The organism is Comamonas thiooxydans (genome assembly GCF_000964545.1).
Taxonomy (GTDB): Bacteria; Pseudomonadota; Gammaproteobacteria; order Burkholderiales; family Burkholderiaceae_C; genus Comamonas; species Comamonas thiooxydans.
The window spans coordinates 241126-259497 of sequence record NZ_BBVD01000004.1 but is presented as its reverse complement, the minus strand read 5'-3'; the positions used below and the strand labels follow the sequence as shown (position 1 = coordinate 259497).

The 18372-nt window shown below is 63.2% G+C and carries 17 protein-coding genes; 7 read left to right on the top strand and 10 right to left on the bottom strand.

What is annotated here, in order from left to right; genetic code table 11:
• The first annotated feature begins 51 nt into the window (after positions 1-51).
• Both Cth01_RS24250 and htpG read left to right on the top strand, forming a co-directional pair.
• Positions 52-2022 (top strand): pseudouridine synthase, encoded by a 1971-nt coding sequence (locus tag Cth01_RS24250; RefSeq protein ID WP_233425116.1) that lies wholly within the window; start codon positions 52-54, stop codon positions 2020-2022.
• Positions 2023-2335: 313 nt separating this feature from the next.
• Positions 2336-4285, top strand: coding sequence for a molecular chaperone HtpG (htpG, locus tag Cth01_RS06425; RefSeq protein ID WP_045838774.1), 1950 nt, complete (start codon positions 2336-2338; stop codon positions 4283-4285).
• A 114-nt stretch (positions 4286-4399) separates the two neighbouring features.
• Here the strand turns inward: htpG and Cth01_RS06420 are convergent, their stop codons facing one another.
• Both Cth01_RS06420 and Cth01_RS06415 read right to left on the bottom strand, forming a co-directional pair.
• Complete coding sequence (locus Cth01_RS06420; protein WP_045838773.1) at positions 4400-5608, bottom strand: MFS transporter; 1209 nt, start codon at positions 5606-5608, stop codon at positions 4400-4402.
• Between the two features lie 23 nt (positions 5609-5631).
• Entirely contained in the window at positions 5632-6120 is a 489-nt protein-coding gene (locus tag Cth01_RS06415; RefSeq protein WP_045838772.1) for a RidA family protein, read from the bottom strand.
• A gap of 200 nt (positions 6121-6320) precedes the next feature.
• On the opposite strand from Cth01_RS06415, the gene soxR reads away from it, so the two are divergent.
• Positions 6321-6788, top strand: a complete 468-nt coding sequence (gene soxR, locus Cth01_RS06410) for a redox-sensitive transcriptional activator SoxR (RefSeq protein ID WP_003068674.1) — start codon at positions 6321-6323, stop codon at positions 6786-6788.
• A 6-nt stretch (positions 6789-6794) separates the two neighbouring features.
• Here soxR and Cth01_RS06405 read toward each other — a convergent pair whose 3' ends face one another.
• On the bottom strand, positions 6795-8003 hold the full coding sequence (locus tag Cth01_RS06405; RefSeq protein ID WP_082085640.1) for an MFS transporter: 1209 nt from the start codon (positions 8001-8003) through the stop codon (positions 6795-6797).
• A 120-nt stretch (positions 8004-8123) separates the two neighbouring features.
• Between Cth01_RS06405 and Cth01_RS06400 the strand changes: the two genes are divergently transcribed.
• Entirely contained in the window at positions 8124-8831 is a 708-nt protein-coding gene (locus tag Cth01_RS06400; protein WP_034354790.1) for a TetR/AcrR family transcriptional regulator, read from the top strand.
• 20 nt (positions 8832-8851) lie between these two features.
• A complete protein-coding gene (locus Cth01_RS06395; protein WP_045838857.1) occupies positions 8852-9304 on the top strand; it encodes a hypothetical protein in 453 nt (150 codons plus the stop codon).
• A gap of 22 nt (positions 9305-9326) precedes the next feature.
• On the opposite strand, the gene Cth01_RS06390 is transcribed toward Cth01_RS06395, so the two are convergent.
• A complete protein-coding gene (locus Cth01_RS06390) occupies positions 9327-10361 on the bottom strand; it encodes a serine/threonine protein kinase (protein WP_034354785.1) in 1035 nt (344 codons plus the stop codon).
• 176 nt (positions 10362-10537) lie between these two features.
• Between Cth01_RS06390 and Cth01_RS06385 the strand changes: the two genes are divergently transcribed.
• Positions 10538-11203, top strand: coding sequence for a 2'-5' RNA ligase family protein (locus Cth01_RS06385; RefSeq protein ID WP_045838771.1), 666 nt, complete (start codon positions 10538-10540; stop codon positions 11201-11203).
• Here the strand turns inward: Cth01_RS06385 and Cth01_RS06380 are convergent.
• The 5 genes from Cth01_RS06380 to Cth01_RS06360 all read right to left on the bottom strand — a co-directional run bounded on the left by Cth01_RS06380 (position 11200) and on the right by Cth01_RS06360 (position 15368).
• Positions 11200-11616, bottom strand: a complete 417-nt coding sequence (locus Cth01_RS06380) for an organic hydroperoxide resistance protein (protein ID WP_003068688.1) — start codon at positions 11614-11616, stop codon at positions 11200-11202. The two genes, Cth01_RS06385 and Cth01_RS06380, sit on opposite strands and share 4 nt — an antisense overlap.
• 52 nt (positions 11617-11668) lie before the next feature.
• Complete coding sequence (locus Cth01_RS06375; protein ID WP_003050815.1) at positions 11669-12142, bottom strand: MarR family winged helix-turn-helix transcriptional regulator; 474 nt, start codon at positions 12140-12142, stop codon at positions 11669-11671.
• 139 nt (positions 12143-12281) lie between these two features.
• Positions 12282-13607 carry a serine hydrolase domain-containing protein gene (locus Cth01_RS06370; RefSeq protein ID WP_174447029.1) on the bottom strand — a complete coding sequence of 442 codons (1326 nt, stop codon included), beginning with the start codon at positions 13605-13607 and terminating at the stop codon, positions 12282-12284.
• Between the two features lie 21 nt (positions 13608-13628).
• Complete coding sequence (locus Cth01_RS06365; protein ID WP_034354769.1) at positions 13629-14444, bottom strand: crotonase/enoyl-CoA hydratase family protein; 816 nt, start codon at positions 14442-14444, stop codon at positions 13629-13631.
• A 75-nt stretch (positions 14445-14519) separates the two neighbouring features.
• Positions 14520-15368: a 3-hydroxybutyryl-CoA dehydrogenase gene (locus Cth01_RS06360; protein WP_003068696.1), complete on the bottom strand. Its 849-nt coding sequence runs from the start codon at positions 15366-15368 to the stop codon at positions 14520-14522.
• Positions 15369-15562: 194 nt separating this feature from the next.
• Between Cth01_RS06360 and Cth01_RS06355 the strand changes: the two genes are divergently transcribed.
• Positions 15563-17155: a GMC family oxidoreductase gene (locus tag Cth01_RS06355; protein WP_045838770.1), complete on the top strand. Its 1593-nt coding sequence runs from the start codon at positions 15563-15565 to the stop codon at positions 17153-17155.
• A 1-nt stretch (position 17156) separates the two neighbouring features.
• Here Cth01_RS06355 and Cth01_RS06350 read toward each other — a convergent pair whose 3' ends face one another.
• A complete protein-coding gene (locus Cth01_RS06350) occupies positions 17157-18371 on the bottom strand; it encodes a GGDEF domain-containing protein (protein ID WP_045838769.1) in 1215 nt (404 codons plus the stop codon).
• Position 18372 lies beyond the last annotated feature (1 nt).

The window sequence follows — 18372 nt, the reverse complement described above, 5'->3', positions numbered from 1 at the left end:
TGTGGATAACTCTCGCCTCGCGCCCGCGCGTCGCGAGACAATTACGCCCAAATGTCAGTCAAACCTCCTAAAGAGTCCGGCGCCCCTGGTGCTGGCAAATCCTCCGCGCCCTCTGATTCCTCGTCGGCGCGCCCTGTTTTGCGTGCACCGGCCAAGCCAGCCAAGGCCGAAAAGCCTGCGGCAGCCCGTGGCTCCAGGCCCGCTGGCGGTACCGATCGCGGCCCGCGTGGTGAAGGCCCGCGTGGCGAACGTGGCGCCCGCCCTCAGCGTGAGCGCGACGAGCGCCCCCGCGCTTCAGGCTTTGGTCGTCCCGATGGCGGCCGCCCTGCTCGTGACGACGGTGAACGTCGCGGCGGCTTCTCGCAGCGCGATGAGCGCCGCCCCCGCACCGATCGCGATGAAGGCGGCGAGCGCCGCTTTGGCGGCGGTGACCGTGGTTTTCGCCCCTATGGCGAGTCGCGTGATGGTGATCGCGGTGGCGAGCGCCGCGAGTTCCGTCCCCGTGACGACCGCCGTGATGACCGCCCTCAAGGCGGCCGTGACTTTGGTGACCGTCCACGTTCGTCCGGTTTTGGTCGCCCCGACCAGGGCCGCTTCGAGCGTTCCGAAGGTGGCGAGCGCCGTGAATTCCGCCCCCGTGACGACCGCCGTGATGACCGCCCGCAAGGCGGCCGTGACTTTGGTGACCGTCCACGTTCGTCCGGTTTTGGCCGTCCCGACCAGGGCCGTTTTGAGCGCTCCGAAGGTGGCGAGCGCCGTGAATTCCGTCCACGCGACGGCGAACGTCGTGGCGGTGATCGCTTTGAAGGCCGCCGCGATGAGCGTCCTCAAGGTCGTGACTTTGGTGACCGTCCGCAAAGCCGTGGTTATGGTCGCCCAGACCGCTCCGAAGGTGGCGAACGCCGTGAATACCAGCCCCGTGATGGCGAGCGCCGTGGTGGCGATCGCCCGCAAGGCCGCGACTTTGGTGATCGTCCGCAGAACCGTGGCTACGGTGACCGTCCCGAAGGCCGCTCCTTTGATCGTGACGACCGCCGCGGGGATGCCCGTCGCGGTGATGACCGCCGCAACGACGAGCGCCGTGGTGAACGCCGCGACGAGCGCGGTAGCGAGCCTGAAAAGCGCCATATCCCCGGCTCGTTTGTGTCGGAGGCGACCCGTCGCCCCACCACCGGTATTCGCACCTATCGCCCCGCAGCCGATGGCTCGGACCGTGCGATTCCCGTCAAGCGTGCTCCCGAAGCCGAAGCGCGCCAGGACGACCGTCCCGGTGCCATTCGCATCAACAAGCGAATTGCCGACATGGGCATGTGCTCGCGTCGCGAAGCCGATGAGTGGGTGGAAAACGGCTGGGTCACGGTCAATGGCGAAGTCGCAACCATGGGTCAGAACGTGGTGCCCGGCGACAGGATCGAGATCGACCAGAAGGCTCAGGAACGCCAGGACCAGCAGGTCACCATCCTGCTGAACAAGCCCATGGGCTATGTCAGCGGTCAGGCCGAGGACGGCCATGAGCCCGCCGTGGTGCTGATCACCAACGAGAACCGCTGGAACGAAGACCGCAGCAAGACGCGCTTCAACTTCAGCCAGCTCAAGGGCCTGGCTCCCTGCGGTCGTCTGGACATCGACTCCGTGGGTCTGCTGGTGCTGACGCAGGACGGCCGCGTGGCGCGCCAGATCATTGGCGAGGACTCGGAAGTCGACAAGGAATACCTGGTGCGAGTGACCTTCGGCGATCGCGACGTGGATGTGCAGTCCGTCTTCCCAGAGGAAAAGCTGGCTCTGCTGCGTCACGGCCTGTCGCTGGACGAGCAGCCGCTCAAGCCGGCCCAGGTGGACTGGCAGAACCCCGAGCAGCTGCGCTTTGTGCTGACCGAAGGCAAGAAGCGCCAGATTCGCCGCATGTGCGAGCAGGTCGGCCTCAAGGTCGTGGGCCTCAAGCGCATCCGCATCGGCGGCGTGACCCTGGGCAATCTGCCCACTGGCCAATGGCGCTATCTGGCTGCGCATGAAAACTTCTGACACCCCCTGAGGCGCTTCGCGCCTTCCCCCCTCTCTCTTCGGGAGGGGGACGACAGCCTCGCTGCGGGGCGGCGGGGCCGCCCAGGCCCTTGCTCGCTGTCTCCGGTTGTGGGGTGTGTCGAATTTTGAGTGAAATTGGCCTCTGGCCCTTTATTGATAAGCGCAAGTAGCTATTCTTTTTGAATAAGTGCTTGCGCTTTTTTCTTGCCCGAATAGCCCTTGAAATATCAGGGGCAGGCCCTAGCTATGACTGCGAATCGCCTTGAGAGGTTCTCCGGGCGGCTTTTGATTTCAGTTTTTCGCTCACAAAGACATGACAAAGCAAACCCATTCCTTCCAGGCCGAAGTGGCCCAGCTGCTGCACCTGGTCACGCATTCGCTGTATTCCAACCAGGAAATCTTCCTGCGCGAGCTGATCTCCAATGCTTCGGATGCTTGCGACAAGCTGCGCTTTGAAGCGCTGGGCGACGCCAGCCTCTACGGCGATCAGCCCGAGCTGGAAGTGCGCGTTTCCTTCGACAAGGCTGCCAAGACGCTGACCATCACCGATACCGGCATCGGCATGAGCGAGCAAGAAGCCATCGACAATCTGGGCACGATTGCCAAGAGTGGCACCAAGGCCTTCATGGAAAAGCTCAGCGGCGACCAGAAGGCCGATTCGCAATTGATCGGCCAGTTCGGCGTGGGCTTTTATTCAGGCTTCATCGTGGCCGACAAGATCACCGTGGAAACCCGCCGCGCCGGTGCTCCGGCATCGGCCGGCGTGCGCTGGATCAGCGGCGGCACGGGCGACTTCGAGATCGAGCAGATCGAACGCGCCCAGCGCGGCACCAGCATCATCCTGCACCTGCGTGAGGACGCCGAGGAGTTTCTCAACGGTTACAAGCTCAAGCAGGTCATCTCCAAATATTCCGACCACATCAGCCTGCCCATCCTGATGGAAAAGGAAGAGTGGAAGGACGGCGAGAACGATCAGCCCGGCGAGATGGTCAAGACCGGCGAATGGGAAACCGTGAACAAGGCCAGCGCCCTGTGGACCCGCGCCAAGAAGGACATCACGGAAGAGCAGTACAAGGAGTTCTACAAGGCCATCAGCCATGACTTCGAGGACCCGCTGACCTGGAGCCACAACCGCGTCGAAGGCAATACCGAGTACACGCAGTTGCTCTATATCCCCGCCAAGGCCCCGTTCGACCTGTACCAGCGTGACAAGCATGCCGGCATCAAGCTCTATGTGAAGCGCGTCTTCATCATGGACGATGCCGAGGCGCTGATGCCGCAGTATCTGCGTTTTGTGAAGGGCGTGATCGACTCTGCCGACCTGCCGCTGAACGTGAGCCGCGAGCTGCTGCAGGAAAGCCGCGATGTACGCCTGATCCGCGACGGCTCGGCCAAGCGCGTGCTTTCGATGCTGGAAGACCTGGCACGGCACGACAGGCACGAAGCTGCGGCCGAGGCTGCCGATGGCGTGCAGGATGTCGTCAGCGAAGAGGACAAGGCCAAGGAAGGCAAGTTCACGCAGTTCTACAACGAGTTCGGCGCCGTGCTCAAGGAAGGCCTGGGCGAGGACTTCGGCAACAAGGAACGTATTGCCAAGCTGTTGCGCTTTGCCACCACCGCGCATGAGGGTCTGAACACCTCGTTTGCCGACTACAAGGCACGCATGAAGGAAGGTCAGGACGCGATCTACTACATCACGGCCGACACCCTGGCTGCGGCCAAGAACAGCCCTCAGCTCGAAGTGTTCAAGAAGAAGGGCATCGAAGTCCTGTTGATGACCGATCGCGTGGACGAGTGGGCGCTCAATTATCTGCACGACTTTGACGGAACGCCGCTGCAGTCCGTGGCCAAGGGTGCCGTGGATCTGGGCAAGCTGCAGAACGAGGAAGAGAAGAAGGCCGCCGAGGAAGCTGCCGAAGCCTTCAAGCCCGTGCTGGCCAAGCTCAAGGAAGCACTCAAGGACCGTGCCGAAGACGTGCGTGCCACCAGCCGCCTGGTCGACTCGCCCGCCTGTCTGGTGGTCAGCGACGGCGGCATGAGCCTGCAACTGGCCCGACTGCTCAAGCAGGCCGGCCAGGCCGCGCCCGAGTCCAAGCCCGTGCTGGAAGTGAACCCCGATCACGCCCTGGTCAAGAAGCTCGACGGCTCGGTCCACTTCAACGATCTGGCCCAGATTCTGTTCGACCAGGCCGTGCTGGCCGAGGGCGGCATGCCCGAAGATCCTGCTGCTTATGTCAAGCGTGTGAACGCGCTGCTGGCCTGAGCGGTTCGGTTACCCCGATAAAAATCCCCGCAGAGTGGTGGCTCTGCGGGGATTTTTATCATGATTTCTGGCTGTATCGCTTATGGGTAGGGCGCAAACAGCTATCAAAATTGATTAGGAGCGTGAACGTGCAAGCAGGCTGCGATCCCAGAGCACCATGGCAAGGGTGAACAGGCCCAGCAGACCTCCCATGAGGCTGGTGCCGGCCCAGCCATGTGCCAGCCAGGCCCACGAGCCCAGTGCCGAGCCGAGGGAGGCGCCGAGAAAGTACGTGGTCATATAGACGGCATTGATGCGCGAGCGGGCCTCGGGTGCCAATGCGTAGACCACGTTCTGGTTGCTGATGTGCAGAGCCTGCAAGGCACCGTCGACCACCAGCAGGCCCAGCATGAACCACCAGAGGCTGCTGCCGCCCAGCCACAGGCACAGCCAGCCCAGCAGCATCAGAATGGCGCCGGCCAGCGTGGTGGACTGCTCCAGCCCTTTGTCGGCCATGCGGCCTGCCACATTGGCCATCAGTGCGCCGGCAATGCCCACGATGCCGATCAGGCCGATCATGAGATCCGAGAGTTCAAAGCCCGGCCCGGCCAGCAGCAGCGCCATGGTGGAGAACAGCACGCTCACGGTGGCAAAGCCGGTGCCGCCAATCAGCGCGCGGCTGCGCAGGCGCGGATGTCGGCGCAACAAGTCCCCCAGGGACTTCATGACTTCACCATAGCTGACGGGAGCGGCGGGAGCCGCCTTGGGCAGGGCACGTGCCAGCAGCAGAGCCATGAAGGCCGTAGCGATGGCTCCTGCCCAGTAGACGGTGCTCCAGCCGCCCAGATCGGACAGAATCCCCGCCACGCTGCGCGAGGCCAGAATGCCGATCAGCAGGCCGCTCATGACCAGCCCTACGGCGCGGCCGCTGGTGCCGGGGGCGGCGAAGGTGGCCGCCATGGGCACCAGTACCTGGGCGGCCACCGAGAAGACACCGGCCATCAGCGTGCCGGCAGCCAGCAGCGCAAAACTGCCTGCCAGGCCGCTGATACCCGAGAGCAGCATGCCGCAGGCGGCTAGCAGCATCAGCGTCAGAACCAGGCGGCGGCGCTCCAGCATATCGCCCAGCGGAACCAGAAACAGCAGGCCCAGGCCGTAGGAGACCTGGGCCATGGTCACGGTGCTGGAGGCCTGGGCATCGCTGATGTGCAGATGCTGGACCATGGAGTTAAGCAAGGGCTGGTTGAAGTAATTGGCTCCGGCGCACAGACCGCAGGCCGTGGCCATGAGCAGCAGGGTGGTTCTGGAGAGGACGGTAGTGGCCGCTGGTGTTGTGGTTTTCATGAGGCGTTCAGGTGTGCAGGGTGTCAGGCGGGAGTGGCGGCTTTGGCGCCCACCGCCATGGGCAGGGCCGCCGTGGCCTCCACCTCGATCAGCATGCCGGGCAGGGCCAGCTTGGGCACGGGAATCAGCGTGCAGGCCGGAAAGCGCGGCCGCTTGTCGCCGGGTTCGCCGCTGCCCCAATGCTGTCTCACGGCGCTTTGCCAGTGTTCGAAGCGCTCCAGCGAATGATCGACGATGAGCACGGTGAGCTTGAGCACATGGCCCATGTCCGCGCCACCGGCGTCCAGGGCGGTCTTGATATTGGCCAGAGCCTGCGCAGCTTGCAGGGCAAAGCTGTCTGGCAGCTCGGCCAGGGCGTTTTCTCCACCCTGGCCCGAGACGAAGAGCCAGCGCAGCGGCTCCTGGACGGTGACCACATGGGTGTAGCCATTGGGCAGGCTGTCATAAAGACCGGTGGGCTGCAAATAGCACGGTTGTGGTGCAGGGGCAATGAAACTGGGCTTGGCGTCCATGAAAGTCTTTCAGGCAAGGCTGGTCCGGCAGGGCCCGCCAGCAGCAGGCCTTTGTTCCGGAAGCCGCTGGAATTGTTCAACCTCAACTAAGCTTGAGGTCAAGAGGTTTGTATGACCACATAGGATTGCGGTTATGGCGGCCAGGCAGGGACAAAGGGAAGCAACGGGAGATGACTGTGCAGTGTGAAGAGGCTGGCGATATGAATGGATGCGGCAGCGGCCTGGTGGCCGAGGCTGAGGGAATGCCGGATCTCAGTGTGGGAGAGGTCGCCAGCCGCAGCGGGGTGGCGGTATCAGCCCTGCATTTCTATGAGAAGCAGGGCCTGATCGAGAGTGCGCGCACCGCAGGCAATCAGCGTCGCTATGCACGAGCGGTGCTGAGGCGGGTGGCCGTGATCAAGGTAGCCCAGCGCATGGGCGTACCCCTGGCCGAGATCGCGCAGGCACTGGCCCATCTGCCGGCCAACCGCGTACCCGGCAAGGCCGACTGGAGTCGCCTGTCCTTGCATTGGCAGGCACAGCTCGATGCACGCATTGCCATGCTGACCCAGCTCAGGGATCAGCTCGATTCCTGCATAGGCTGCGGCTGCCTGTCTCTGCAGGCCTGCCCGCTGCGCAACGACCATGACTGTCTTGCGGCGCAGGGAGCCGGCCCGCATTTCAGATAGCCGGGCCTACTGGCGTGGCACGGGCAGCACGCGTGCCCTTGCGCTGATGATGCCAAGCAGTGCCGACAGCAGGCCCAGACAGACACAGAAGCCTATCAGTGCGCCCGCCAGCCCTATATGGTCGGACAGCCAGCCCATGCCCAGGATGGGGACGATGGTGCCTACATAGCCCACGACCAGATAGGTGGACAGCAGGCCAGTGCGGTTGACGGGCTTGGAGACCTTGTTGACCACGGCCATGCCTGACAGATTGCACAGTGCATGACCGCAGGACATGCTCAGCACACTCAGAGCGAACAGCCATGGTGAGCCGGCAAACAGATTGAGAACCAGCAGGGCATTGGTCGCCGCCAGGGCGAAGAAGCCGATGATGATCAGTCGCTTGGTGGGGTAGGGCCGGGCGATGAGCTGAATGCCGGCCGACAGAAACAGAATGACGCCAATGGACAGGCCAGAGACTGCCGGTCCGTGCCAGGGCAGCATCTGGGCCATGAAGCTGGGGGCCATGGCGGCAAACAGGCTGAACATGCCGAAGGCAGAAAACGCCGCCATGCAGCCCAGCGCATAGTGGTAGAGAAAAGGCTTGCGCGGCTGGGAAATGCTGGGCAGAACATCTTTCAGTGTCAGGCCGGGAGCATTGTGGACGGGGGCACTGGTCGCCGGCAACTGGATCTTGAACAGCGCATGGATGCCCAGAAAGCTCAGTGCGATGGGTGGCAGATAGCTGCTGACCAGCGGGTGGGGCACCCATTGCGCCATCAGGCCGCCAACCAAGGGCCCCAGGCCGAAGCCGAAGGCAATCGTCAGGCTGGTGGTCGCAGCCGCACGCTGCAGGTCGCCCTTGTTGTTGAGCTGGGTCATGCCTATGGAGGCCGAAGTGGTGATCAGGCCCGAGGCCAGGCCGATGATGAAGCGGGAGGCGCCCAGACTCCAGACATTCCAGGACAGGGCCGAGCCGATGACGCCCACGGTCATCACCATCAGTCCCAGGCGCAGCACTTTGAGAAAACCGAAGAGGTTGGTCAGACGACCCAGAAACAGCAGGCTGATCAAGGCGCCCAGCATATAGGTCACGAAAATCTGCGTGATATGGCTGGGCTGCAGCCCCCAGGCCTGCTGGTAGAGCGGGTAGAGCGGGCTGGCAAGCGCCGTTCCCATGACGCCGACGCACATGGAAAAGCAGACCCAGGCATAGGGAGTCAGACGGGATTGCATTGGGAAGGCTTTGGTGGAGCAGTCATCCGCATGCCCGATGCGGGCAAGTCGGCTTGGCCTAGAATTATTAAAAATGACTAATTGGTCAATTTTATGAATTCTAGAAAAGGATTTCAGAGCATGGCGGATGTTGCGACGGCAGCCCCTTGTGCAGACCCGGATATCGGCACAGTGGCAAAGCGTCAGCGGCGCACGCGTGGCCCGAGTCTCGACAAGACAGCGCAGACCCGTCAGCAGATCGCGGAGGCCGCGCTGGCCGAGTTCGTGGAGTGCGGCGTGGCCCGTAGCACCATGGAGCGCATCGCCTGCCGCGCGCAGGTGGCCAAGGGCACGCTGTATCTCTACTACCCATCCAAGGATGAGCTGCTGCGGGGCGTGGTGGAGCATGCGCTGCGGCATTCGGCCGTCTACCGGCCGCTCAAGCGTCGAAAAAGCGAGACGGTGCGTGCCTTTCTGCGCCGCAGTCTGCTGCCGACGCTGGAGGCGGTCGAGAGCAGCGAGCGCGGCATGCTGGCACGTCTGGTGCTCAGCGAGGCACGGCATGCGCCCGAGCTGGCCAGACTGTACAAAGAGCTGGCTTTTGATGCCTGGCAGAACTATGTGCAGGACTTGCTGGCGCTGGCCGTGAAAGAGGGGGAGCTCAAGACCCGCTCGGTCAGCCGCAGTGCCCAGTTGCTGGCCAGCCCGTTCTGGATGGCGCTGGTGCACAACAACCTGCTGGCTTCCGAGGGCTCGCAGAAACTGGCTCTCAAGCCACTGGTCGAGCTACTGATTGATAACCTTTTTGCGGTCACGGCGGGTGACAATGCGGCTGTCAAACGTCAGTGAGAGTCAGTGAGATGAATTCCATGCCAGTCACCATAAAGCCCGGTCATCACAGAATCCTGAGCACGGTCTGTGCCGCTGCTCTGGTGCTGGTCTTGCCCGCCTGCGGCTCCGTAGGAGCTGGCGTGGGCGTCGGGATTCCGGTGGGGCCGTTTTCCGTGGGCGTGGGCCTTGGCAGCGGCGGTCTCAGCGCAGGCGTCGGCACGGGCGTCGGGCCTGTCGGTGTGGGCGTAGGCGTCAATCAGCGCGGGCAGGTGCTGGGGAGTGCCGGTGTCGGCGCTTCCACCGGTGTGGGCGGTGCCAGCGTGGGTGTCGGGGTGGGGTCCTCCACCGTGCTGCATGACCCCAATCGCCCGCAGGCACCAGAGGCGCAGCCCGCGCCGCCGCCGGCCCCCGCACAGAGCGGCGATGCCGTGCAATGGCGCGATGCACGTGGGCAGCTCGTGCCCGAATGCCGTTTGCAGGGGCGCTGCTAGCTCTTTGCAGGCATGGACCGCCTTAGGCGTAGAGCGGCTCCTGCTGCATGGCTTCGATCTGTTCGTTCAGCATGTCCACCTGACCCTGCCAGTAGTCGGTGCTGCCAAACCATGGGAAGTTGATGGCAAAGATCGGATCCTGCCAGCGGCGCGCCAGCCAGGCGCTGTAATGCAGCAGGCGCAAGGTGCGCAGCGGCTCGATCAGCGCCAGCTCGCGCCGGTCGAAGCTACGGAACTGCTCATAGCCTTCGAGCAGGGCCGACAGCTGCTGCGTCTGCTGGCCCCGGTCGCCCGAGAGCAGCATCCACAGATCCTGCACGGCTGGACCGCTGCGCGCATCGTCCAGATCGACGAAATGCGGGCCGCCATGGCCTTCGTCGTCCAGTGGCGTCCAGAGAATGTTTCCCGGGTGGCAGTCGCCATGCAGGCGAATCTGCGTTGCAGAATGCAGGCCAAAATGGCCTGCAGCGCTTAATCCGTCAGCGGATGGTGCTATTAATGAGAGAGCTTTGTCGCAAGCCTGCTGCCAGCGGCTGCGCACTTCGAGCGCCACGACCTCATGTTCGAGCAGATAGTGCATGGATTCGTAGCCGAAGCTTTTCAGGTTCAGCGCCGGACGATGCTCAAAGGGCCGAGCGGCACCCACGGTGTGGATGCGGGCCAGAAAGCGGCCTGTCCATTCCAGCACCTCCCAGTCGTCCAGCTCGGGGCGGCGCCCGCCGCGCCAGGGACTGATGCTGAACAGAAAGCCCGCATGCTCATGCACGGTTTGCCCTTGCAGCACCAGCGGCGCAACCACGGGAACTTCCCCGTCCGCCAACTCCTGGGAGAAGGCGTGCTCTTCCTCGATCTGGATGCGGCTCCAGCGGCCGGGGCGGTAGAACTTGGCGACGACCTTGTCGCCCTCGTCCTGATGGGCCAGATAGACGCGGTTTTCATAGGAGCTCAGCGCCGTCAGCCGTCCGTCCGGCACAAGGCCCGTGCTGCACAGCGCATCGATCACGCAGTCCGGCGTGAGGTCCGCATAGGGGTGAGAGGGGTCTTGTGTATCGCTCATCCCTGCATTGTCAGGCCCAAACAGGCCAGTCCGGGTCGGACGGGGTTGCGCATACGCCGACAAGATTGCTTTTGATTTGATAGCGGTATCCATTTGACAGGCCAGGCTTGGTGGTCTGAAAAATGGGAAAACTGTCCTGGTGCCGTGCATGTGGCCGAAGCTGGCACACTGCCCGCATGCAAGAGAGCGAAGAACTTTCACAGCCCTGTGAGGACCGGGATTTTGCCGAGTGGCACAAAGGCTGCCCCTGGTGCGCCGTCTGGGTGGTGATGCTGCAAGGCCCTGACCTGGAGTCCTTGCTGCAGCACGCCAGATCCAGACTCGGTGATGCCCTGTTGCCGCGCCATGCGCGCCAGCCGCATATCACGCTGGCCTATAGGGGGCTGTGTGGGGGAGGGGACGAGCATGTGGCGCGGGAATATGACCGGCTGGCGCTGCGCGCCGATGTCGCCATGCTGCAAAGCCAGCGGCTGCACCCTTTTGCCGTGCAAGTCGCGGGGGCTGGCAGCTTCACCACCGTGCCTTATCTGGGCGTCGGCCGGGGGCAGGAATGCTTGCAGCGCCTGCATAAGGCGCTGGTGCCCATGGAGCCCGCGCCGGGCTGGCGCTATGTACCCCATGTGACCCTGGGCCACTATGCGAGACGGCTGCCACTGCGAGAGGCTGTGGACAAGTTGCTAGCACTGATCCAGGACTTGCCGGTCTTCGAGGTAAGGGAGTTGGCGCTGACCCGCTATGCGGCGGCCGATATTGCCGGGCCGCTGACGCTTGAAGGCGTCTTCGAACTGGACACCGGGCGCTATGTTGCAGCGCCCGGTGCCCTGTGGCCTGAGCCGCTTTAGGCGATGGTCAGCGTCACGTCGATATTGCCGCGTGTGGCGTTGGAGTAGGGGCAGACCTTGTGAGCGGCGTCCACCAGTTGCTGGGCCGCAGCCTTGTCCATGCCGGGCAGGCTGATCTTCATGCGCACGGCGATGCCGAACACTTCGCCCACGGGGCCCAGATCGACTTCCGCGTCTACCGACAGGTCGGCAGGCAGGGTCAGCTTCTGGCGAGCGGCCACGGCCTTCATGGCGCCGATAAAGCACGCGGAGTAACCGGCGGCAAACAGCTGCTCGGGGTTGGTGCCCTTGCCGGCGCCGCCGGGCGAGCTCAGCTGGATGTCCAGGCGGCCATCATCGGTGCGCGAAGCGCCTTCGCGGCCGCCGGTGGTGTGGGCGTGGGCGGTGTAGAGAACCTTGTCGAGTTGGGCCATGGTGTCTTCCTTTGCGAGATTGCCCGGCAATGCGGGCGGGTGGAGGAAATCGTCAGGAGTGGCTGCGGCGCGGCGCAAGCCGTGCGCGCAGTGTGCCGAGCTGGCCCGTGAGGGCCTGCAGTTCGGGCAGGGTGCACTGCGTGCTCTGAAGCACGCAGGCAGGTATTTTTTCGGCTTCGGCGCGTAGTGCCCGGCCGGTATCCGTGAGGGCGATGCGCACGCGGCGCTCGTCCTGTGCATCGCGCTGGCGTGCCAGCAGGCCTGCGCTCTCCAGTCGCTTGAGCAAGGGCGTCAGCGTGCCTGAATCCAGGTAAAGACGTTCACCCAGTTCCGAGACCGTGAGCTGGTCGCCTTCCCAGAGCACCAACATGACCAAGTACTGAGGGTAAGTCAGGCCTATGGCATCCAGCAAGGGTTTGTAGAGCTTGGTCATGGCCAGCGATGCCGAGTACAGCGCAAAGCAGACCTGATTGTCCAGGCGCAGCAGCTCGGAGCTGTCGGGGAGAAGGTTGTCATCGGATCGCATGTGTTGAATTATTGCAGACAATTAAATTGTGTGCAATTTAATTTGCAAGCAACCAAGCCAAAGGAGGCAGTGCAGAGGTCCGGAGCAATGCAAGCAGGCTCCGCTCACGGAGCCTGTCGCGGCTGAAGCTGTCTCGTGCCTAACGGGCGGTCAGCGCATCGGCCAGAGCCTGGTACATGGGCAGGCTGGTCGGGTCTATGCCTGCGTTGCCAGCAATCGGGTGGGAGGCGTAGCGCACCACCACCATCTGGGCCTTGGGGTCGATGTAGATGGCCTGACCGTGAATGCCGCGCGCCATATAGGCCCCGTTGGGATTGTGCGAGACCCACCACATATTGCGATACGACCAGCCGGGCAGCGTGGCATAACCGGCCTTCACAAACTTGGCGGGGTCGGCGCCGCGGCGAATGTCCTGAACCACGGCCCTGGGCAGCACCTGCTGGCCGCTGGCGGCGCGGCCTTCGTTGCGCATCAGCTCGCCGAAGCGGGCCAGGTCGCGCAGCGTGGTGTTGAGCCCGCCGCCGCCCGATTCCGTGCCTATGCGATCCACCATGAAGTAGGCGTCCTGCTCGGCACCGATGCGGCTCCAGATGCGCTCGGACAGCAACTGGGCCAGAGGCTTGCCGCTGGCGCGGCGCACGATCCAGGCCAGGACTTCGGCGTTGACTGTCTTGTAGGCAAATCCCTGGTCATGCTCGCCCTCTTTCTGCAGGGTCTGCAGAAATTCATAGAAGCTCCTGGGCCCTGCATAGTCCTTGCCCTGGGGCATCATGCCGCCGGCGCGGGCGTAGTCCCAGACTTCGGCCTTGGGATCGGCGTAGTTCTCGGAGTACTTCACGCCAATCGTCATGTCCATCACCTGGCGCACCGTGGCGTCGCCATAGGCGGTGTTCTTCATCTCGGGCAGATAGTCGGTCACCGGTGCCTCGGGCTTGATGAGGCCTTCATGGGCCAGCAGGGCGGCCAGGGTGCCGACAAAGGACTTGGTGACCGACATGGCCAGGTGCGGGCGCTGCGGCTCCAGCGCGCCCAGATATTTCTCATAGATCACGCGGCCCTTGTGCATGACCAGAATGCCATCGGTGTAGTTGCGATCCAGTGCCTGGACAAAGCTCAGTTCCTCGCCGGTGCCCATGACCTTGAAGCGCACCTGCTCGATGTCGACCGGAGCCGAGCGCAGGGCGCTGGGCGAGCCAGGGCCACGCCAGACATTGGCCGTGGGCGTGATTTCGCGGATATGCGAGAAGGTCCAGCGATTGCGTGGAAAGGTATTGCCCAGGGGGTTGTCGAAGGTGATGAGCTTGTCGGCTGCGGGCGGAAAGCCCTGCATCCAGCCCATGGCCTGCACGCTGGTGCTGGCCGGGTCGGGCAATGCGGGAGCGGCAGCCTGTGCATGGACTGCAGAAACCATAGCTGTCAGCGCAAGTGGCACAAGCGTTTTGCGTGTAAAAGACTTCAAACTCATCATCACCTCTTGGGCATGGGATTAACGACCGGTAAAACGTGCTGGGCGTTTCTCGATAAAGGAACACACCCCTTCGGCAGCGTCCTCGCTGCTGGCCAGGCGCTGCTGCACGGGGATGAAATCGGCCACGGCGGCGGCCTGGCCCAGCTCTATGGCCTTGAGGACATTGAGGCGTGTGGCCACCACGGCCTGCGGCGCCTGGGCGGCAATGCGCTCGGCAATGCGAAAAGCCTCTTCCAGTTCCTGGCCTGCAGGCACGACTTTTTGCACAAAGTGGCAGCGCAGGGCTTCGGCTGCATCGAAGGCGTCGCCGGTCAGCAGATGCAGCATGGCATTGCCCACGCCGGCGCGCTCGGGCATGCGCAGCGTGGCGCCGCCCGTGGGCATGATGCAGCGCTGTACTTCCATCTGTGCAAAGCGGCTGCTGTCGGCAGCGACGACGATATCGGCGCCCAGCATCAGCTCTATGCCGACGGTAAAGCAGATGCCCTTGACGGCGGCGACCATGGGCTTGGTGCGGCGGCGGTAGCCGGGCAGGCCATAGTCGTGAGGCTCCACGAGACCTGCAGGGATGACCTTCTGGCCGCTTTTCATGAACTCGGCGATGACAGGCAGATCCAGTCCCGCCGTGAAATGTTCACCGAACGCATGGAGCAGGCCCACGCGCAACTCTGGCTCGTCGTCGAGCCGGGTATAGGCCTCTGCCAGTTGCTGGAACATGGCCGGCGTCCAGCCATTGCGCTTGGCCGGGCGGTTGATGCCTATCAGCAGCACATGGCCGCGGACTTCACAAGAAATGCAGCCCTCGGGCGGAGGGCTGGGATGGTCGATTTGCATGGCAGGTCTCCTGCTGCAACCTTAGACGGCTGTCGCAGCCGCCGCAGTCGCGCACAAGACCTGAAGGCCGGCGATTTAGTAGGTGTAAACACCCTGGCCGGTCTTGCGGCCCAGACGGCCGGCGGCCACCATTTCGCGCAGCAGGAAGCAGGGGCGGTACTTGCTGTCGCCGAATTCCTTGAGGTAGACCTCCATCACGGCCAGGCAGACGTCCAGACCAATCATGTCGGCCAGGGCCAGCGGGCCAATCGGCTGGTTGCAGCCCAGCTTCATGCCGGCGTCGATGTCCTCGGCCGAGGCCGTGCCTTCGCTGAGCACCTGGAAGGCCTCGTTGATCATGGGCACCAGAATGCGGTTGACCACAAAGCCGGGAGCGTTCTTGACGGTGATGGGCGACTTGCCCAGTTTTTCCGACAGGGCCTTGACGGCATCGTGGGTGGCGTCGCTGGTCTGCAGGCCGCGGATGATCTCCACCAGGGCCATCATGGGCACGGGGTTGAAGAAATGCATGCCGATGAACTTGTCGGCACGCTGCGTGGCAGCTGCCAGCTGGGTGATGGAAATGGACGAGGTGTTGGTTGCAACGATCACGTCCTGTGCCAGCAGGGTATCGAGCTGCTTGAGGATCTTGACCTTGAGCTCGTAGTTCTCGGTGGCGGCTTCGATCACCAACTGGGCCGACTTCAGATCGTCGTAACTGGTCGAGGTCTTGATGCGTGCCAGCGCTGCGTTCTTGTCGGCTTCGCTGATCTTTTCCTTCTTGATCAGGCGGTCCAGGCTGCCGGCCACGGTGGCCAGGCCTTTTTGCACGGCGGCCTCGGAGATATCCACCATCACCACGTCGATGCCCGACACGGCGCAAGCCTGCGCGATGCCGTTGCCCATGGTGCCGGCGCCGATGATGCCTACGGTTTGGATTGCCATCTTTTTGTCTCCATTCAGTTGAGTGCGGTTGAACAGGAAAATGTTATCCCGGTTCTGACCGGGTTTGACCCTAGTCGGGCATGGTTGGCGTGTTAGGAGTCATCACGATGACAGTTTTTTCTGCACGACCGTGTTTTTCCTCGTTTCGCTGCTGCAGACCTCTGGTCAGAATTTGCGGCAAAAGGAGGGCGGAGATGCGTGACTATCTGGTGGTGGGAGGCGGCTCCGCTGGTGCGGTTTTGGCAGCCAGGCTCAGCGAGAACCCGCAGGTCGCCGTGACCTTGCTGGAGGCGGGTGGCGAAGACACAAGCGTGCTGATCCACTGCCCGGCAGGGCTGGCGCTGATGGCCAAGCAGAAAAACTTCAACTGGGCCATGAGCACGGTTCCGCAGGCTGGCCTCAATGGCCGGCGGGGCTACCAGCCGCGCGGCAAGGTGCTGGGCGGCTCCAGCTCCATCAATGCCATGATCTATCTGCGCGGCCAGCCTGCGGACTACGAATATTGGAGCGCCCAGGGTAATCCAGGCTGGGGCTGGAGCGATGTTCTGCCCTATTTTCTGAAGGCCGAATGCAATACGCGCGGCGCGGATGCGCTGCATGGTGCCAGCGGCCCTTTGCATGTCTCCGATCTCTGCGATCCGAACCCGCTGGCCCAGGCCTTTGTGCGCGCAGGCGTGCAGGCCGGTCATGCGCACAACCTCGACTTCAACGGCACCGCTCAGGAGGGCGTGGGTCTGTATCAGGTCACGCATCACAAGGGCGAGCGCTGCAGTGCGGCCAAGGCTTATCTGAAGCCGGTGTGCGGCAGCAGGCCCAATCTGGAAATCCTGACCGGTGTGCAGGTGCTGCGGGTACTGATGGAAGGTCGCCGAGCTGTCGGAGTGGAGTATGTGCAGGGTGGTCAGACCCGGCAGCTACGCTGCCGGCGCGAGGTCTTGCTTTGTGCCGGGGCGCTGCAGTCGCCGCAGCTGCTGATGCTCTCGGGCATAGGGCCGGGCGAGCATCTGCAGCAAACAGGCGTTGATGTCGTGCATCACCTCCCCGGTGTGGGCGAGCATTTGCATGACCACCCCGATGTGGTGCAGGTGGTGGACGGGCCGCAGATGACGGACAGCTTTGGCCTGTCGTTTGCCGGCCTCAGGAATGTCTGGCAGGGCATGGGCCGCTGGCGCCGTGAGCGCCGGGGCATGCTGACCAGCAACTTTGCCGAGGCCGGCGGCTTTATCCGCAGCGGGCCGCAGGAGCGTGCGCCCGATCTGCAGCTGCATTTTGTGGTGGGCAAGCTGGTCGACCACGGTCGCAAGACGGTGCTGGGCCACGGTTACTCCTGCCATGTCTGTCTGCTGCAGCCAAGGAGTCGGGGCAGCGTGAAGCTGGCCTCTGCCGATGCCAGAGCCATGCCGCTCATAGACCCTGCCTTCTTTGCCGAGGCCGACGATATGCAGCGCCTGGTGCGCGGCGTACGCCGCATGCGTGAAATTCTCGGGCAACCTGCGCTGGCTCGTTTCGAGGGGCGGGAGCTGGAGTATTCGGCACAGGCGCGCAGCGATGCGGAGATCGAGCAGTTCATCCGAAATTACGCCGACACCATCTATCACCCTGTGGGAAGCTGTCGCATGGGGCCTGGCGTGAAGGATGTGGTCGATGCACGCTTGCGGGTGCATGGTGTGCAAGGGCTGCGCGTGGTCGACGCATCGATCATGCCGCGCATCGTGAGCGGCAATACGAATGCGCCGACCATCATGATTGCCGAGAAGGCGGCAGATCTGATCAAGGCCGAGTGCTGACTCAGGTCAGCGGAGCCAGGTCGGAGGGGGCATGATCCTCGCCGGGCGGAGGCGTCAGAGTGGTGCATTCGACCCTTCCCCGGCCCTGATTCTTGGCTTGTTGCAGGGCGGTGCCGGCATGGCTGGCCAGCTCGTTGAGGCTCAGGCTCTTCCAGGCCGAGGGGACCAGGGCACAACCCGCGCTGAAGTCCAGGTCCATCTGCAGTTCGTACTGCGCGCCGATCTGGAATGCGGACTGGATGCGAGTCAGCAGCGACCTGACACCCAATTGATCGGCGTGAATTAGCAGGCAAAAGGATTCACCCTGCCATCTGGCCACGACCTCGTCGCCGCGCATCTGCTTTCGCAGAGTGCGTGACATGAGCTGCAGCGCCGCGTCTCCGGCCTGATAGCCATGGCGGCTGTTGACCCGCGAAAAGTGATCCATGTCGATCAGAATCAAGGCCAGCGGCAGGCCTTCGCGTCGAGCTCTGTTCAGCATGAAGCGGGCCTGGTTCTTGATGGCCTGGCGCAGCGGCAGGCCGGTCAGACTGTCTTCTGGTGCGTTTGCGGATCGCTGGCGGACTTCTTCGTCACGGCAGGCCATCAGGATCGATACGAAAAAAATGGCGGAACCTATGGGGATCAGCCACGAAAGCAGCATATGTGGGCTGGGTTCCTCTGCAAAGCTGTGCAGCCAAGGAGCGTTCAAGGTGAAGTAGCCGCGTATGAGCAGAATGCTTGCGATGCAAAGGCCGGCACCCAATAGCAGATAACGCCAGGCCGTGGCCGAGTTGGTTTGCGGCGATAAGGTTAGGCAGACCAGAGTGACAAGGCTCAAGCCGTAGCTGATATTGAACCAAGCCAACCGGTAGGGCTTGCTTTCGATCAGAACCAGCACGCCCGCAAGTGTCAGCAGGCACAGCAAGGCCAGGGAGCGGGTGAGTATCTTGTTGCGAGGTCCAAGCCAACCCTTGAGTGCTTTATGCAGCTGCCACAGTGCGCCGGTTGCAGCCGCGGCACTGGATATCGACAGCAGCGCATTCCATGTGAAGGGGAGTACATGCCCGGCGCAGAAGACGAGCAACCAGGCCAGCCCCTGCAAAAGCAGGAATTGCTGAGCATTTCTGGTCGCCCGGCTCATTTGCTGACCCATAAACCATGGCAGTGCAAAAGCGACCGTCATCAAATTGACGGCCACCATCAATGTCATGGAAAACTGGTCGGTTTCCGGCATG

What these genes read in the sequence shown, in the direction of transcription:
- Cth01_RS06360 (WP_003068696.1), bottom strand. Translation starts at nt 15,368, where the DNA reads ATGGCAATCCAAACCGTAGGCATCATCGGCGCCGGCACCATGGGCAAC.
- Cth01_RS24250 (WP_233425116.1), top strand. Translation starts at nt 52, where the DNA reads ATGTCAGTCAAACCTCCTAAAGAGTCCGGCGCCCCTGGTGCTGGCAAA.
- Cth01_RS06350 (WP_045838769.1), bottom strand. Translation starts at nt 18,371, where the DNA reads ATGCCGGAAACCGACCAGTTTTCCATGACATTGATGGTGGCCGTCAAT.
- soxR (WP_003068674.1), top strand. Translation starts at nt 6,321, where the DNA reads ATGAATGGATGCGGCAGCGGCCTGGTGGCCGAGGCTGAGGGAATGCCG.
- Cth01_RS06365 (WP_034354769.1), bottom strand. Translation starts at nt 14,444, where the DNA reads ATGCAAATCGACCATCCCAGCCCTCCGCCCGAGGGCTGCATTTCTTGT.
- Cth01_RS06355 (WP_045838770.1), top strand. Translation starts at nt 15,563, where the DNA reads ATGCGTGACTATCTGGTGGTGGGAGGCGGCTCCGCTGGTGCGGTTTTG.
- Cth01_RS06375 (WP_003050815.1), bottom strand. Translation starts at nt 12,142, where the DNA reads ATGCGATCCGATGACAACCTTCTCCCCGACAGCTCCGAGCTGCTGCGC.
- Cth01_RS06370 (WP_174447029.1), bottom strand. Translation starts at nt 13,607, where the DNA reads ATGAGTTTGAAGTCTTTTACACGCAAAACGCTTGTGCCACTTGCGCTG.
- Cth01_RS06405 (WP_082085640.1), bottom strand. Translation starts at nt 8,003, where the DNA reads ATGCAATCCCGTCTGACTCCCTATGCCTGGGTCTGCTTTTCCATGTGC.
- Cth01_RS06420 (WP_045838773.1), bottom strand. Translation starts at nt 5,608, where the DNA reads ATGAAAACCACAACACCAGCGGCCACTACCGTCCTCTCCAGAACCACC.
- htpG (WP_045838774.1), top strand. Translation starts at nt 2,336, where the DNA reads ATGACAAAGCAAACCCATTCCTTCCAGGCCGAAGTGGCCCAGCTGCTG.
- Cth01_RS06380 (WP_003068688.1), bottom strand. Translation starts at nt 11,616, where the DNA reads ATGGCCCAACTCGACAAGGTTCTCTACACCGCCCACGCCCACACCACC.
- Cth01_RS06390 (WP_034354785.1), bottom strand. Translation starts at nt 10,361, where the DNA reads ATGAGCGATACACAAGACCCCTCTCACCCCTATGCGGACCTCACGCCG.
- Cth01_RS06385 (WP_045838771.1), top strand. Translation starts at nt 10,538, where the DNA reads ATGCAAGAGAGCGAAGAACTTTCACAGCCCTGTGAGGACCGGGATTTT.
- Cth01_RS06400 (WP_034354790.1), top strand. Translation starts at nt 8,124, where the DNA reads ATGGCGGATGTTGCGACGGCAGCCCCTTGTGCAGACCCGGATATCGGC.
- Cth01_RS06395 (WP_045838857.1), top strand. Translation starts at nt 8,852, where the DNA reads ATGCCAGTCACCATAAAGCCCGGTCATCACAGAATCCTGAGCACGGTC.
- Cth01_RS06415 (WP_045838772.1), bottom strand. Translation starts at nt 6,120, where the DNA reads ATGGACGCCAAGCCCAGTTTCATTGCCCCTGCACCACAACCGTGCTAT.